Below are 15738 nucleotides of genomic sequence, written 5' to 3'. Positions count from 1 at the left end.
GTCCGCGCAAAGATTGCCAATGTATCGCCACGCGACTCGAGTCGAAAGAGTGAGTACCGTTCCCCGACGTGGTGCAGTGTCTCGTCGAGAACGCGAAGAACGCCGCGGTTGCAATCGGTGCCGCCGAGCCAGGTATCTCCGGTACTCATTTCCACAATTTCCTGAATGCATCGACGAGACCTATGGGACGTCATACGACACTCTCCGGGCTGCAACATCTGCGCTTCCTGGCAGCCTTTGCGGTACTGGCGCACCATATCCTCGAAGAAGCATCGGCGAGCCCGCTTGCGCTCGCCACGCCGGCAGCAATGCGATTGGGCGCGTGCGGCGTCGACATCTTTTTCGTTATCAGCGGGCTGGTGATGTGGCATGCGACCGCGGGCTTCTCCGCTCAAACGTCGGCCAGACAATTCTTCGTCCGCCGGCTCACGCGGATCATGCCTACTTACTGGGGCGCTCTGGCTGTTGTGGTTGCGCTGTCCTGCAGCGGCATCGCGTTCAGGCACAGGCCGCTGGATGCGGCAGGGCTCATCGAGTCGGTGCTATTGCTTCCGCCCACGACATCGGCAGGTCTGGTCATGGGCGTTGCGTGGACGCTCGTCTATGAACTTTACTTCTATCTCGTTTGTACCGCCGCGCTGTGTCTTCCGTGGCAGCGATACCGGGTGGCATTGATCGTCGCCGTGATCGCAATCGGGCCTCGCGCGCTCAATATCACAGGTATGACGACGCAGGCCGAGTATTACGGGGATCCAATCGTGATCGAATTTCTGTGCGGCATCTTTCTGGGCGTGGCAAGCAAACATTTGCCCATGCCAGCTCGTGGCATCAGATGGGCGATGTTGATGACGAGTGTCGCGCTCTTCTGTTGGGCTTCTGTGTCTTCACCCGAGGCAGCAGCAACGTATGGCCTGCCGGCCTCATTCAGATGGTGGGCGTGGGGGATTCCCGCGACGCTTCTCGTGGCGGCGTTCGCCCACACGGACGACAAAGGCGGGCGTATCAGTCGTGCCATGACGGTGCTCGGCAACGCATCCTATGTGCTTTATCTGACGCACGGATTCTGGATGAATGCATACGCGAAAGCCGTCAAATCGGGAGCGTTTCATCATGCGCCCGGCCTTTATCTGGCAGCGTTCGGTGTGGCGGTCCTGGCGATTGCGTTCGCGCTCGGTGTTCACCTTTACCTTGAGAAGCCGTTGCTCGCCCGGCTGGAGGGCAAGCGATCCCGGATTCTCCAGACGGCACTCACTTGAGGTGCGCTGGCCTAGGCCGTGGCGGGCTGACAATGCGGGTGTCCATCGGCACGATTTGCCACACAACGCAGTCCATTCCACCGAAGCGTCAACGTGGAGCGGATGTACGGCAACGCACATGTGACTGACTGCGCGAATAGTAGGCTGCAAACAGTGCTTTCCTAACCTATAAAGGTGCGCCATGTTTGTGCCTACCAATGGTGCCGTGTTGGCCGATACATCACGCCAGCTGTTTTCAGGCGACAGCATGCTTCGGGCGGGCGGTCAGGAGTTCAAAAGCAGTTTCAATCTGCGTTCGTTCAAGTTCAACCATACATTGCATCAGAGCGGCCTGTTCGAGATTCCAAGGATCGTCGAACTCGCGAAGCGGATCATCGACAGGAATGGAAGTTTCTGTGCCCTCAATTTCAAGCAGGGGTCGATCGATGCAAAGTTCAGCGCCATGCCGGAGAGTGAGCGGCTCGCCGAGACAGTGGCCCGTCTTGGCGAAAACGGCACGTGGATCAAGCTCAACCGCGCACAGGATTACGACCCCGACTACGCTGATGTGCTGAATACGGTTACGTCCGAACTCGAAAGCCTGTCCGGCTTTCCGTTGCGCAAGGACATGACTTTTGTGTCGATGACACTGTTGCTCTCGTCACCGAACATCTCCACTCCCTTTCACATCGATCACGAAAGCAACTTCCTGTTCCAGATACAGGGCTCGAAGGATGTATGTCTGTTCCCGGCGACCGACCGCGAGCTGGTGCCGGACCCGGAGATCGAACGTTACTACAGCGGCAACTTCGAAGCGGCGCTCTATCGCCGCGAAATGCAGGATCGCGGCACCGTCTATCGCCTCAACCCGGGCGAAGTGGTGCATCATCCGCCTCTCGCGCCGCACTGGGTAAAGAACGGCGACAACATCTCGGTGAGTATCAGCATCAACTACTGCACGAAGTCGCTCGAGCGACGTGCGAGGGTATATCAGGCGAACTACTTTCTGCGCATGCTGGGTTTGAATCCGGTGTCCCCGGGTGTTTCACCCTTGCGCGACAGCCTGAAGCGAAATGTCATTGCGACGCTGGAGCACCGCAATCCAAAGACCTTTTCGGAGGTCGTCCACACCCCTGTATTCAGGTTGAAAGCACCGCTGAATGCCGTCAGGCGGCTGGTGAGGCGCTGAGCGCGCACGCCAGCGGGATCGATAGCCGCCGCGCTTGCGCGCATCGTCAACGGTTGTGTCCGAACCAGTGAATGGCTGGTTCGGACAACGTAGCGTATCCGCACTGCTGTCTGGCCATGCATGGCGTGGCCTAGCGCCGTTCATCCCGTCGCTCGTGGCGGTGATCGTCTGGTGTCCGCTTTCCTGTATCGACTTCGCGTGTGCGAGTTGACCTCGCGTGAGCGTCGGCGAACATTCGTCGGCGCGGAGATCGGCCACACTGCAAGCCAACGAACTGCATGGTGTGGCATGTTGAAACCCCTTCCCAATCTGCTGATAAACGGCCGCTTCCTTGGCCGCCGTGCGACGGGTGTCGACCGCTTCGCGTTCGAGACCATCCGGGCGCTCGATCAACTGATCGACGCGGGCGATCCCCTCGTCGCCGCAATGCGGGCCGAGATCATCGTACCCGAAGCATTGACGGGCATCTCGAATCCCTTTCGGCACGTCGGTCTGCGAGCAAGCGGGAAGGGCGGTGGACTGCGTTGGGAGCAGCTCGCATTACCGCAGGCTGCGCGCGGCCGGTTGCTGCTCAATCTGTGCAACTCTGGACCGCTGTTATACCGCCGTCAGGTGACGGTGCTGCACGACGCGGCGCCCGCACGCGTTCCCGACAGTTACAGCCGGTCCTTCGTTGCCTGGTATCGTCTGATGGCGCCGCGTCTGGGCCGCGTATCGCAGCGTGTCATTACCGTGTCGGAATTTTCACGGCGCGAACTGTGTGATGCCTACGGAATCCCGGCCGGCAAGATCGGCGTCGTGCCGGAGAGCGGCGAACACATGTTGCGCGTGCAAGAGGATGAGGCGTCCGTGGCGCCGAAGGTGAACGGGCGTCCTTTCGTGCTTGCAGTCGGAAGTCTCAACCGGCACAAGAACTTTCGGCTGGTGGCAGAGGCGGCGAAGCGTATCGGCGACGCGCAATTCGACATCGTGGTGGTGGGCGGCGGAGATGCGCGGGTATACGGGACGGACAAGGATGCGTTGCCCCGGTTCGTCAAGCACCTCGGTTACGTGAGCGACGGCGAACTGGCCGCGCTTTACCGGCGTGCAGCATGCTTCGTCTATCCATCACGTTATGAGGGATTCGGGCTGCCGCCTGTCGAGGCGCTGGCGCTGGGCTGTCCCGTCATCGCTTCGAGGCTGCCGGCCATCCAGGAAGCGTGCGGTGATGCCGTGCTCTACACGTCGCCGGATGATCCCGCAGAACTGGCGGGCCTGCTCGAACGGATCACGACAGACGCGACCTTGCGTGCGAGCCTGCGCGAGCGGGCGCGCGCACGTACGGAAGCGCTGACCTGGCGCGCGACGGCAACCAGGTTGATCGAGGAGATTTCGCCGTGGCTAATGTAACGCTCGCTCCCACCCCTGCTAACGACCAGCGCCGTTTTGGCCGCGTCGCACTCGTCCACGACTGGCTGGCTGCGTATGCGGGCTCGGAGAAGGTGGTGGAGCAGATTCTTCAACTATTCCCACACGCCGATCTGTACAGCGTCGTCGATTTTTTTCCTGAGGCGCAGCGAGACGTGTTGGGCGGAAAACACGCCCATACCTCGTTCATCCAGCATCTGCCACGCGCGCGCAAATCGTTTCGCCATTATCTTCCGCTGATGCCGCTGGCGATCGAGCAATTCGATCTGTCGGGTTACGACCTGGTGATTTCATCGAACCATGCCGTGGCCAAGGGCGTGCTGACGGGCCCGCATCAGGTCCACGTGAGCTATGTGCATTCGCCGATTCGCTATGCGTGGGATCTGCAGCATCAATATCTGGCCGAGGCGGGCATGCAGCGCGGCATCAAGAGCTGGATCGTGCGTCTGCTGCTGCATTACATGCGTATCTGGGATCATCGCACCGCGCATGGCGTGGATGCCTTTGTCGCCAATTCGGCCTTCGTGGGCCGGCGCATCCGCAAGGCTTACGGCAGCGACGCTGCCGTCGTCTATCCGCCCGTCGACGTCGAGCGTTTCGAGCTCAGCACGGAGCGCGAGGACTTTTATCTGATCGCGTCGCGCATGGTCCCGTACAAGCGCGTGCCGCTGATCGTCGAGGCCTTCGCCGCGATGCCGTCGCGGCGCCTCGTCGTGATCGGCGACGGGACGGATTTCGCGCGCGCCAAGGCATGCGCGACGCCGAATGTGACTCTGCTCGGGTATCAACCCGATGCCGCACTGGTGGACTACATGCAGCGCGCGCGCGCATTTGTGTTTGCCGCGGAGGAGGACTTCGGCATTTCGGTGGTCGAAGCGCAAGCCTGCGGTACGCCCGTGATTGCATTGGGCCGGGGCGGTGTGCGGGAGATCGTCGTCGAATCACAGGACACCGAACGGGCGACGGGCCTCTTCTTCAACGAACAGAGCGTGGCTTCCATTGTCGATGCGGTGGAGCGCTTCGAACAGTCACCGCCGTTCCGCGCGGAAGTGTGCCGCCGCAACGCGCTGCGCTTTACGAAAGAGCGGTTCAAGCGCGAGTTCCTCGGTGTGGTGGAGCGGGCGGTCGAAGCCAGCAAGGCGCCCGCCGATTCCGGGCCGGAGATCCGCCGCTGGCGATCTGCCTGAGCCGTGCAATGGCAGGGCCGTGCGCGCATGCGTTCGGTGAATGGAAGGGAGAGAAAGCAGTGCCGTCAATATACGGACTCGTGGTCATCGTCATTGGGCTGCTGGTGCTCTATGGATCATTTCGCGGCGCGGTTTACGCGATGGCGGCCTTTTCGCTGTTTGCCATGACGCTTGCCCTGAGTCTGGGCACGATCGGCATCATGCCGGCGCAACTCTTTCTCGTTTTCTTTGTGCTGAGGGCGTTTAATCTGGTTGGCGGAAAGGGAATTGGCGACGCGCTTTCGATGGAAAAGCCGGGGTTCTGGCTGCTCTGTACCTGCGTGTGGGGTGTCGCAGGCGCCATTATGCTGCCGCGTCTGCTGCAGGGCGCGACGCTCGTCTTCCCGGTCGACCGCAGTCTCACGGGCGCTGCCATGCTGCAGCCGCTCGGCCCCGTTTCCGGCAATCTGTCTCAGGCGATCTATCTGATCGGCGATCTCCTCGTGTATGCCTGCATGTACGCGTTTCTCAAATATCGCGGTGCATACCGGGCATTGGCGAACGGCATTTTCCTGCTCACGATCCTCGATGTGTCAGCGGGTGTGATCGACTTCGTCACCCATGCTGCCGGTCTCGACGTGATGTCGGTTGTCAAGACGGCTCAATACGCCGACTTGAGCGGGGAAGAGTTGGGCGGACTAGTGCGCATTACGGGCACGTTCGCCGAGACATCCGCGTTTTCGAGTTTCACGCTGCCGCTGTTTGTCTTCTGTCTCAATCTCTGGCTGCTCGGTTATCGCCCGAAGCTGGCGGGGGCGCTCGCGATATCGGCGGGCACACTGCTGCTGATGTCCACTTCCGGCACGGCCTATGTCGGGCTGGCAGCCTATATGTGTGTCCAGGTGTTCAGCCGGCCCGGCCGGGTCGTGCCTGGCGCCGTCGAGCGCCAGCAGCGCATGTGGATCATCGCTGCTTGCGCGGGCGTGCTGGGCACCCTCTACATCATCCTGTTCATGCCGGGCGTGGCGAAAGCACTGACCGACTTCGTCGACACCACGGTCATGAGCAAGGCGGGTAGCTCGTCGGGCATCGAACGGATGAGCTGGAACACGCAAGGCATGACCAACTTCCTTGAGACATACGGCGTAGGCGTAGGACTGGGCAGCATCCGCGCATCGAGTTTCGTGGTGGTGGTGGTGGCAAACCTGGGTGCCGTGGGCGTGATCTGCTATGGGATGTTTCTTGGCAAAGCGCTGCTGACGCCTGTGTCGGCGCATTACCCGCCGGCGGAACGGGCCGTCTGCCACGCGGCACGGCACGGCATGCTCGCGACGTTGATCGTCGCCTCGCTTGCAGCGGGGGTGTTCGAACTCGGCTCGACCTTCTATCTGTTCGCGGCCGCCGCGAGCGCACTGTCTCAGCGCGCACCGAGACGCGTGGCGAGGCGGCCGGAATGGGTCGCGCAGCGCATTCGCGGCTGAGTGTCGGGTGTCATGGGTTACCGCCATTTGCCGTCGCACATGCGTGACACGCTCCAGCGTTCGGGATGCGTGCGTTTGCGTGGGGTAGACAGCAGTGCTGCATCTGCGGCACCGATAGCATGGTTCCCGCGATGCCGGCTGGAATGCCCCCTGCCGGTGGCACGGTCGGGACGCACGCGTCCGGCGCAAGACGGACTGTCGTGTTGCCGTTTCCAGAAAAACATGCATTGGCCGACGAGGTAAATGTTGAATTCGACTGACTGTTCACAAGTGACTTTGTCCGGTAAAACGAGCCCGTCATCGTCCGCCACGCAAGCAAAGGTCTGCCTGATCTTTCCCACACGCGGGCGCGCCGAGGTGCTTGAGCGTGTCGTCGCTTCCGTCGATTCGCAGACCGTGCGGCCGGACCTCATCATCGTCAGCTGCGTAACGGACGAGGATGCCGGCAAGCTCGCAAGCCGGCCCGGCTTGCTCGTGATCAAGGGCCAAGCCGGCAGTTCCGCGCAACGTAACCACGCGTTGAACCACGTACCGGATGACTTCGACGTCGTCATCATTCTGGACGACGATTTTCTGATGCATGACAGATGGATCGCGGAAATGCTGAAGGCACTGGATAGCGATCCCGCTATTGCCTGTGTCACTGGAACGGTACTCGCCGATGGCATCCATGGGCCGGGTTACTCCATTGAAGAAGGGCAGGCAATTCTGGCGAGTACGCGTGAGGTCCCGCCGGACCTGAGCGTTGTTTCGACGGGCGGCCCCTACGGCTGCAACATGGCATTTCGCGCCAGCAGCATTACCGGACTCCGGTTCGATGAACGTCTCGTGCTCTACGGCTGGCAGGAAGACCGCGACTTTGGCGGCCAGATCTGGAATCGGGGCGGTCGTGTGGTGCGCATCAATACCGCCCTCGGCGTGCACCTTGGTGTCAAGCGTGGCAGGGTGTCCGGCCGCAAGCTCGGCTATTCGCAGGTCATCAATCCGCTCTATCTGGTGAGAAAGAAGACCATGCCCTGGCGCGATGCCGTCGATCATGTTCTGCGCAATGTCGCGAGCAACGTCGTGCGAAGCTTTGCGCCGGAGCCGTGGATCGACCGCCGGGGGCGCCTGGGTGGCAATCTGATCGGCCTGTGGGACTGTGTGCGAGGCAGGCTGACGCCTGAGCGGGCGGCGAAATTATGAAGACGGGCAAATCGGACCGGCCCGGCCGACGAGGTCGCGTCCCAGGTCGTGCCGCAGGTCGCGCCTCACGTCGACTCTGGCCGCGATCTTCCCGCTGTGCGGGCGAACGGCCATGCCGGCGCGAGGTTCAGCGTGGCGAAGCTGGCTGACTTCGTGTCGGCCAACCATCTGTCAACGAGGCGGTGCGGCATGTACAAGACGATAGCGTTCAACGGCAAGTTCTTCGGCGCAGAGGTAACGGGTGTGCACAGGGTTGCAGAGCAACTCATCGCCGCGACCGATGCGTTGATTGCGGAACATTCCGCTCATGGCGCCGAGTATGCGCTCGTGATCAGAAATAGCGTCAAGGTTCCGCCTTACCGCAATATCCTGTGCGTCCGGGAGAGTCCGCTGGTTCGCCGGATGCACAGAATAGCGTGGGAGCAGGCCTATTTACCGCTGGCGCGAAGAAAGGACTTCATTCTCAATCTGTGCAATCTGGGCCCCCTGTTGCATCACGATTGCGCAACGCTGATACACGATGCCCAGGTGTATTCCGCGCCGGAGTCCTACTCCCGGTCTTTCCGTCTCTGGTACAAGTTTCTGTTCTTTTTTATCGGCAGACGGCACAAGCTGATCGTCACCGTGTCGGAGTTCTCCAGGCAGGAACTCGTGCACTACGGCGTTGCCAGTGCCGACAAGATCGTCGTCGTACACAACGGCTGCGATCATGTTCTGCAGATACGGCCTGACGAGGGGCAGCTTGCGGCATTGAAGCTTGTGCCAGGGCGCTATGTTCTCGCGCTCGCCAACACGCAGAAGCACAAGAACGTCGCCATTCTTCTCAAGGCTTTCGCCAGGCCCGAACTGCAGGACGTGACGCTCGTGCTGTTCGGCGGCGCGAGCAAAGCCAGTTTCGAGAATCTCGGGCACGTGGTGCCTCCCAATGTGCGATTCGCTGGCTGGGTCACCGATCCGGAACTCGTGGGCTTGATGGCCAACGCCGGCGCACTTGCCTTTCCATCCCTGACGGAAGGGTTTGGTTTGCCGCCGCTGGAGGCGATGGCGCTCGGCTGTCCGGTCGTGGCTGCGCCGTTTGGCGCGCTTCCGGAGGTGTGCGGCGAGGCCGCGCTGTATGCCGACCCCTTCGACCCGGGCCAATGGAGCCTGAAACTACGAACGGTGCTCGACGATAAAACGATGCGTGAATCGATGATATCGGCTGGACGGCGGCAGGCCGGCCTGTTCACCTGGAAACGGGCCGCGCAAAAGCTGTTCGATGCCGTGAAAGCTGCGACGCCCGCCTGACCGGAATCGACTCTGTGATCGGCCGGACGCGCCGTTGCATCGCTTTTTAGGGGCAAGACAATGAAGAAGTTGGACTCGATCCAGGTGCTCCGCGCAGTCGCAGCCTTGCTGGTGGTGTTCTGCCACGCGGCGGGCGAGGTGGGCGGCCACGGCGCATCCGCATCGCAACTATGGCGCCTCGTCAACGAGAAGGGCCTGTTCGGCGTCGATATTTTCTTCGTCGTCAGCGGCTTCGTCATGATGTATATCGTTTCGGGGCAACGTCCGGGAAGCAGCACGGCCGGCTGGTTCCTCAGCGAGCGCATCGTGCGCGTCGTGCCGCTCTACTGGGCGGCGACGCTGTTCTCCGTCGGCATCGGTCTCGCGTTACCCGCGCTCAAGCACAAGAACTGCTACGAGGTGGCGTACGTGCTGCGCTCGCTGTTCTTCGTGCCGTCCAGCAACCCCCTGACGGGTGCGCCAGAACCGGTGCTGGGCCTTGGATGGACACTGAACTTCGAGATGTTCTTCTATGTTGTCATCTCCCTCGTACTGCTGATCGGTATCCGGCGCGTTTATCTGGTCGTGACGGCGATATTCGCGAGCCTCGTCGCGCTCGGTGCATGGGTGAATCCCGAATACCTCGTCCTGAAGAGCTGGACCCATACGATCATTCTCGAGTTCGTGTTCGGCGTGCTGTTTGCGCAATTGCGCCTTTCGGGATTCCGGATTGGCGCCCCTGCCCAGATCGCGCTGATCCTGGCGGGTGTGGCAGGCTGGGTGCTGGTGGGGCCGCCCGCGGACGGCACATTCGATCTGCGCGGCCTCGTATGGGGACCGCCCGCCGCTGCAATATTTGCCGGCGTCGTGATGGGTCGCCGCGACATCGCCTATCCGAAGCTGCTTCTAACCATCGGCGATGCTTCGTATAGCCTGTATCTCACGCATCTCTTCATCATGCGGGCTTCGTCGCTGGTGGTGGATCATCTGTCGGTGGGGCCAGCGCTGCGTGTCGCGCTGTTTTTCGCCCTATTCGTACCGGGCGCGCTGGGCTTCGCCATCCTGTCCTACCGCAAGCTGGAAGTGCCGACCATGCGTATCGGCCGTCGGTTGCTGCGGCAGCGGTTCGACAAGGCGCGCGTTGCCAAGAGCGTATCGACGGGCACTCAAGGCGCGGGAACCTGAGAGGGACCGGTGCGCGAGACGGTGCGCGAGACGGTGCGCGAGACGGTGCGACTAGCCGCCAGGTCTCGTGCGCGAGGCGTGGGCCGCCGTCATGTCGGCCGTCAACGGGAGCCGTATCCGCTCTCACGCGGTAGTGCGTTCATTCCGCTTCTATCGCCGGTTGCCACACCGTGACTCGCCCTTGCGGCAATCGTCTCCTGCGGGCATCCGTGCGCAACGATTCCGCTAGCCGCTCCCATCGCCGATAACGATTTCTCCGAATCGCGTCCTCTGACGCGGCACATCGGCAACGACGGCCGCCGCCTGTTCGTATGCTTACGGGGTGGATAGCCGTGCGCGACGCGGGCGTAGCGATGCCGCCTGCCGAAAGAAGCGAGCCAACCGATGGGCGGCGAGGCGCGGCGAGGCGCGGCGAGGGCGGCGGCGCGGTCTGCATCGATGGTGCCCGTGCCGCACGGTCGATGATGACGAAGCCGTCGATGGCTGGAAACCCGTCGCTGCTGCGCGGCTGCCGCCTGTGGCGGCTCGAGACGGCATCGCTGCATCCGCGTCGCGCATGGGTATCCTCAACCACGCGCTTCGCGGTGAGCGACGGGCAAACTGGTCCACGGGCGGATGGTGACGGGCTCGCGGCATCGTAGACGACGCGCTCGCCTGCTCGTCAGGAAGGAAACGTCAACCTTCGCCGCGGGGGCGCAAGGCAAGAACGGTGGGATGGGTCGACAGGATCTCGCCCATCAGACCGGACCGGGTCATATTGACGATGAGGACCGTCAGCAACATCAGTTCTCCGAACAGACGCGCGGCCACCATGCCCATCGCCCCCCAATGCATCGCGAGCGGAACGGCGATGACGATATTGACGCAGGCGGTCGCCACACCGGAGCGAGCGAGCAGAGCGTCGCGATTGCGGGGAATCAGGAAATAAAGGACGATGACCTGGTTGATGACATTCAACGGCAAGACCAGCACGAAAACCTTCAGCACGGTGACGGCGTGCTGAAAGCCGTTACCCATCACGAGCGGCACGGCCCAGTCGGCGAGCAGCATCGTGCAGGCGACTGCGCCGATTGCACCGACGAAGAAGAAGATCAATATCTGGAACGAGACGCGGTTGGCTTTCGCGGGATCTGTGCCGACCAGATACGTGACCTTCGGAACCAGAACCTGGGTGGCAGGGACGGTCAGGCTGAGCGCGACAGCAATGAGCCGTTCGGCCACGCCGAACGCGCCCACCTCGGATGCGGGCGCGAACACGGACAGGACATAGGTCGAGGCGGTGATCAACAGAATCGACGTGCTGGTGTAGATGAAAATGGTCTTCGAGCGATGGATCAATTCGATGCCGGCCCGGATCGAGGAGAACCATCCGGAGAACTCGCGCCTGACGAATCCGTAAGCAAGCGCTGTTTGTATGAGCGCTGAGGTGAGCAGCAGCGGGAAAACCAGCGAGAGATCGGATGGGCGATGGACGAACGAGAAGATGAGCACGAGCGAGGCGATAAATCCGACGATCTCGATCATGACACTTCTTCTGACTCGTCCCGTGCTGGTGAAATACCAGCCCAGGTTGAATGCAGCGAGCAGGCCGAGCAGAACCGCGGTGCAGCCTAGCAATGGATGGGCCGACAGTGCGGGCGAGAGCGCGACCGCGCCGAATCCGCACAGCGCGATCGGGATGCCCAGCAGCATGCGGCCTGTCATCTGGCTAGACAGGATTGCCGCGCGTTCGGTGTCGTGGGTGGCGTGGACGGCATCGCGGCCGCCGACGGTCGGGAATCCGAAGCACACGAAGCGCCAGATCGTATTCGACAGCGACATGCCGGCGAGCACAACGCCGTAGCCGGCCGGTCCTAGCGTTCTGCCGTAAAACGGCAGCAGCAGGAGGGGGTAAACGTAACGCAGGGCGTACGCGAAATACGTCGCAGCAAGCTCCGTGCGGGCCTTCGAGGACTTCACCTGATCCATGATCGTACCGTGTAGCCGAACCTGATTGTTGTTTGCATGCGTCGATGCGTGGCGAGGTCGCGCGCCTACACGACTCGAGGACTTATTGTGAACAATCAACGATCACATGTTTGTGCGAGGGCGTACGCATGGCAGGGCATCGGCGCGAGGTCAGTTTTTCGCCGAGGCCGCCGGCAGTGGCGCGGCTGATCGCTCGCTTGCAGTAAAGGCCGGTTGCAGAAAGGCGATCACCTCGTCATCGGTGATCGGTTTGAAACGGAATCCGAATGCGGCGTTCAGCGCGGTGACGAGGTGCTGCGCCCAAAGGGCGTTCCAGACTACGCCGGCATGACCGTCGGCAAGAACGGCGTTGTGCGGATCGTCGCCCAGTGTCATCGTGATTGCCCAGCCGGGTGCCATGTGCAGCGTCTTGTTGAGCGGACGGCCCCGATCGTCACGCGCGCCCCACAGTGCGTTCAACCAGGGGCGGTCATCGAGGAAATACACGTGGCGATCCGCGGCGGCCAGCTTGCGCAAGCCATTGTCGAAGCGATCGATGCCCGCGACGACATTGGCCAGGTGGCTGGCAAAGTGCGGATTGTCGTAGTCGCCCGTCCAGTTCGCATCGCCGATCGCTTCGACGAGTACGACATAGGTATCCGGATGCCGTTTCCGGATCAGGGTGACGGCGTCGCCGATTGCGCGGGTGCAGGCATCGATCAGGGCAAGGGGACGCCGTGCGTTTGCATCATGAGCCAGTTCGTCGAGGACCTCCTGACCGCCGAAATCGGCCTCTCCGATGCGGATCAGCACGATACCGCCTCGCCAGGCTTGCGGTTCGGTGTCCATCAGTTTCACTAGCCGGATCGCCTGGCGCGACGGATGTCCCATCAACTGGTTGCAGGTCGCGCCGCTGACGGAAAAATTGTAGCGGTAGTCGTCCTTCGGGGGCGTGCGGGCGAGAAAGCCAAATGCTTCGTCGGCGTAAGCGCGATACTTGCTGGTTCCCCACGCCCCCCACTCGCCGAGATCGATCTGGTCACCCCTGAGCCTCGCCAGAATCTCGGTCCACTGATAAGTGGTCGTGCGAAAGGTTCCACCGCGCAGGCTCGGATCGCTCAATAGCAGCGTGTCATGGTAGGACTGGTTGTTTGAATCCCCGAGCACGGCAAGCCGTATTCGCCCAGCGGACCCCGTCGAACCGGCCGCGACGGCGGCGGCCGGGCGGCGGAACAGTTCCGGCCCGCCCAGTTTGATAAAGACGAGGCCGGCTACCGTCAGTGCGCCGCAAAACACGGCCAGTACGACTCGACGCAAACGGGACATAAGCAGTTCGCCCAACGATCTAAGCTTCGGCACGGCTTGCGCAGTCTAACGGCGCGTGCTGCTCGCCGGCGCTGGCCTTGTTGCTGTCAGCCTCGATTTCGGCGAGGTGCTCGCGCACCTGCTTGCCGATCACGGCAGCGCCGGCGGCGCGGAACATCTGATCGTGCATGCCCGGAACCGGCGTGACGACCTGTTTGCCCGTCAGCACGCGCTGCCATCCCAGATCCCACGCGAACAGGCGTCCCTTCAGCACCTGATCGCTGCGGAAAATCTGCACGTTGCCGTCGTAGGGCGCCGGACGGTACCGGGCCTGCTGGGCCAGCAGATATTCCATGTACCAGCGGTTCTCTGCAATCGTGTGATCTGCAGCCTTGTCCTTGATCAGCCCGAGCTTGAGCGCAAGGTCTGCAATCCCGAGCCGGCGCACGATCCGGTACTGCTTGAGGAACGAGACCATGGAAGTCTCGCCCCGCACGGCCTTGCGGAAGTCGCGCGGAATGTTGTCCGCACGCACTTGCATCTTGCGCAACTCCCGATCGTACCAGGGCATCATCTCGCGATAGCCGGGGCACCAGGAATCGTTGAGGATAACGAGTTCCACGCTTTCGCCTTCGCGCCGAAGCTGATGGGCCGCCTCCAGTGACAGCGCGCCGAGCACGCACAGGCCCATGAGAATATAGGGACCTTTGGGCTGGGCCAGCCTGATCAGCCGCACCGCGTCTGCGGCGATATCCTCGAACGCGCGCGGCGGGAACTCGCGCGGCGGGCCTTCGGGCACCATCGGGATGTCGATCAGCGGCCGGTCCGAGCCGATCTGCTGAGCCAGTCCGAACAGCACGCCCGTATTGTTGAGCGCGATGACGGGCGTGCCCGGCGCATTCTCGTTGTATCGCACGATATTGCGCGCTTTCGCCGCCAGCTCGGCCTGACTCATGAAACCGCTCGCGCCGACACCCGTGACGAATTTCGCCGCCTCGCCCCCGGCAGGGAGCGCCAGCGGCCGTTGCGCCTCGCTATCCACGGTTTCCAGCATCTCGCGCCACTTTGCCAGATGCCCGTCGATCGTCTCGACGTCGTAGAGGTCCGTGTCGCCTTCGCAGGAGATGCGCCAGCCTTCAGGACGCCGAACCATGAAGAAGTTGAGATCGTAGAGCGCGCCCGCGTTGTAGGAGGGCGAGGTCGTCGCAGAGAAATCCTGACGGCGAACCTCATCGCCTACGCCGACGAAGCTTTGCTGCAGGGCGAAATTGACGGGGCATAGCGGCGGACGATCCGGATCGGCAACCTCGCCGGCCAGCTCTATCATTTCTTCGAATGACAGGTGAAGGTGTTCGATGGCGTCGCTGAGCTTGGCGCCACACTGTGCGGTAACGGCGGCGAGGGTGCTGCCGTGAGGCACGTCGAGGCGCAGGATCACCGTGTTGATGAGCGGTCCGATCACGCCCTCGAGCTCCTGCTGATCCCGCACCGACATCTGGGTGCCCATGGCAACCCGGCTCTGGCCGGTCGCCGTTTGCAGCGCCATCGCGAGGCCAGCCGCCGCTACGCTGAACAGCGTGACGCCCTGGGCCTTGGCCGCCGCGCTGAGGCGGTCGCCGAGCGCGCCGGGCAACAGGATGGAACGAATCACGCCCTGGAAGCGCCGCTGCTGCGGCCGGGGGCGATCGCCCGGAACCTCGAAGCGGCGGAAATCGCGAAGTTCCTGGCGCCAATGGGCGCGAGCGCGGTCGAGCGCGCCGCTGGCAACGAACTCTTCCTTCCAGAGCGCGTAGTCACCATGGTGAAGCTCGACATCGGCGAATTGGGGATCATGGCCGGCATGCAACGCGGCAAGCCCTTCCACGAGTTCGCACACGAGGATCGCGAACGACCAGCCATCGATGACAAGCGAATGGAAAGTCAGCTGCAGTTCACCCTGCGTGGGCGACCTGGGCAGCCACACGGCCCGGAAGAAGGAGGGGGACGACAAGTCGAACGGCGTGCTGGCCTGTAGCCGGCCGACCCGCTCGGCCTCCGCAAGGGCGGCCTTTTCCTCGAAGCCCGTCAGGTCGACCACGTCGAGCTTGAAGGGGACGCGGCTCGCGACCTGCTGGCGCAGCCCCGCACCCGTCATCTGGAAGCCGGTACGCAATATCTCGTGTCGCGCGACCAGTTCGCACAGCACCTGTTCGATGCTCGCGGCTTTCAGCGGCCCCGACAATTGCAGCCGGAACGCGCTGTTGAGCGCGGAAGCTTTCGGCGACGCCTTCTGCTCATGCCAGAACCGTGTCTGGCAGGCGGTCGCAGGGAACAGCGCGTAGCCGGCATCGATCTCGTAGTCGGGCACGAGATTCAAGGTGATCCCGTTCATC

11 protein-coding genes are annotated in these 15738 nt (G+C 62.5%); 8 read left to right on the top strand and 3 right to left on the bottom strand.

Going from position 1 to position 15738, the window contains the following annotated elements; genetic code table 11:
- Positions 1-182 precede the first annotated feature (182 nt).
- The 8 genes from BPHY_RS08570 (at position 183) to BPHY_RS08535 (ending at position 10114) form a co-directional block, all read left to right on the top strand.
- Positions 183-1256, top strand: a complete 1074-nt coding sequence (locus tag BPHY_RS08570; protein ID WP_012401075.1) for an acyltransferase family protein — start codon at positions 183-185, stop codon at positions 1254-1256.
- 181 nt (positions 1257-1437) lie between these two features.
- Positions 1438-2424, top strand: a complete 987-nt coding sequence (locus BPHY_RS08565; protein ID WP_012401074.1) for a cupin-like domain-containing protein — start codon at positions 1438-1440, stop codon at positions 2422-2424.
- A 288-nt stretch (positions 2425-2712) separates the two neighbouring features.
- Positions 2713-3813, top strand: a complete 1101-nt coding sequence (locus BPHY_RS08560; RefSeq protein WP_012401073.1) for a glycosyltransferase family 4 protein — start codon at positions 2713-2715, stop codon at positions 3811-3813.
- Positions 3801-5018 carry a glycosyltransferase family 4 protein gene (locus BPHY_RS08555; RefSeq protein ID WP_012401072.1) on the top strand — a complete coding sequence of 406 codons (1218 nt, stop codon included), beginning with the start codon at positions 3801-3803 and terminating at the stop codon, positions 5016-5018. Before BPHY_RS08560 ends, BPHY_RS08555 begins: the two co-directional genes overlap by 13 nt.
- A gap of 59 nt (positions 5019-5077) precedes the next feature.
- Complete coding sequence (locus BPHY_RS08550; protein WP_012401071.1) at positions 5078-6478, top strand: hypothetical protein; 1401 nt, start codon at positions 5078-5080, stop codon at positions 6476-6478.
- Positions 6479-6721: 243 nt separating this feature from the next.
- Entirely contained in the window at positions 6722-7663 is a 942-nt protein-coding gene (locus tag BPHY_RS08545; RefSeq protein WP_012401070.1) for a glycosyltransferase family 2 protein, read from the top strand.
- Positions 7664-7852: 189 nt separating this feature from the next.
- Complete coding sequence (locus BPHY_RS08540; RefSeq protein WP_012401069.1) at positions 7853-8950, top strand: glycosyltransferase family 4 protein; 1098 nt, start codon at positions 7853-7855, stop codon at positions 8948-8950.
- A gap of 60 nt (positions 8951-9010) precedes the next feature.
- Positions 9011-10114 (top strand): acyltransferase family protein, encoded by a 1104-nt coding sequence (locus tag BPHY_RS08535; RefSeq protein ID WP_012401068.1) that lies wholly within the window; start codon positions 9011-9013, stop codon positions 10112-10114.
- 675 nt (positions 10115-10789) lie between these two features.
- Here BPHY_RS08535 and BPHY_RS08525 read toward each other — a convergent pair.
- From BPHY_RS08525 to BPHY_RS08515, 3 genes are all read right to left on the bottom strand, one after another.
- A complete protein-coding gene (locus BPHY_RS08525) occupies positions 10790-12082 on the bottom strand; it encodes a lipopolysaccharide biosynthesis protein (RefSeq protein WP_012401067.1) in 1293 nt (430 codons plus the stop codon).
- A gap of 150 nt (positions 12083-12232) precedes the next feature.
- Positions 12233-13402 (bottom strand): SGNH/GDSL hydrolase family protein, encoded by a 1170-nt coding sequence (locus tag BPHY_RS08520; RefSeq protein WP_244257608.1) that lies wholly within the window; start codon positions 13400-13402, stop codon positions 12233-12235.
- Positions 13403-13406: 4 nt separating this feature from the next.
- Positions 13407-15737, bottom strand: a complete 2331-nt coding sequence (locus tag BPHY_RS08515; RefSeq protein WP_012401065.1) for a condensation domain-containing protein — start codon at positions 15735-15737, stop codon at positions 13407-13409.
- Position 15738: the final 1 nt, after the last annotated feature.

It is taken from the genome of Paraburkholderia phymatum STM815 (assembly GCF_000020045.1).
Classification (GTDB): Bacteria; Pseudomonadota; Gammaproteobacteria; order Burkholderiales; family Burkholderiaceae; genus Paraburkholderia; species Paraburkholderia phymatum.
Note: the sequence above shows the minus strand (reverse complement) of the source record. Positions and strands in the feature narration are given on the sequence as shown.

Excerpts from the sequence above, each read along its gene's own strand:
- BPHY_RS08560 (WP_012401073.1), top strand. The coding sequence starts at position 2,713 with ATGTTGAAACCCCTTCCCAATCTGCTGATAAACGGCCGCTTCCTTGGC.
- BPHY_RS08545 (WP_012401070.1), top strand. The coding sequence starts at position 6,722 with ATGTTGAATTCGACTGACTGTTCACAAGTGACTTTGTCCGGTAAAACG.
- BPHY_RS08565 (WP_012401074.1), top strand. The coding sequence starts at position 1,438 with ATGTTTGTGCCTACCAATGGTGCCGTGTTGGCCGATACATCACGCCAG.
- BPHY_RS08540 (WP_012401069.1), top strand. The coding sequence starts at position 7,853 with ATGTACAAGACGATAGCGTTCAACGGCAAGTTCTTCGGCGCAGAGGTA.
- BPHY_RS08570 (WP_012401075.1), top strand. The coding sequence starts at position 183 with ATGGGACGTCATACGACACTCTCCGGGCTGCAACATCTGCGCTTCCTG.
- BPHY_RS08525 (WP_012401067.1), bottom strand. The coding sequence starts at position 12,082 with ATGGATCAGGTGAAGTCCTCGAAGGCCCGCACGGAGCTTGCTGCGACG.
- BPHY_RS08535 (WP_012401068.1), top strand. The coding sequence starts at position 9,011 with ATGAAGAAGTTGGACTCGATCCAGGTGCTCCGCGCAGTCGCAGCCTTG.
- BPHY_RS08515 (WP_012401065.1), bottom strand. The coding sequence starts at position 15,737 with ATGAACGGGATCACCTTGAATCTCGTGCCCGACTACGAGATCGATGCC.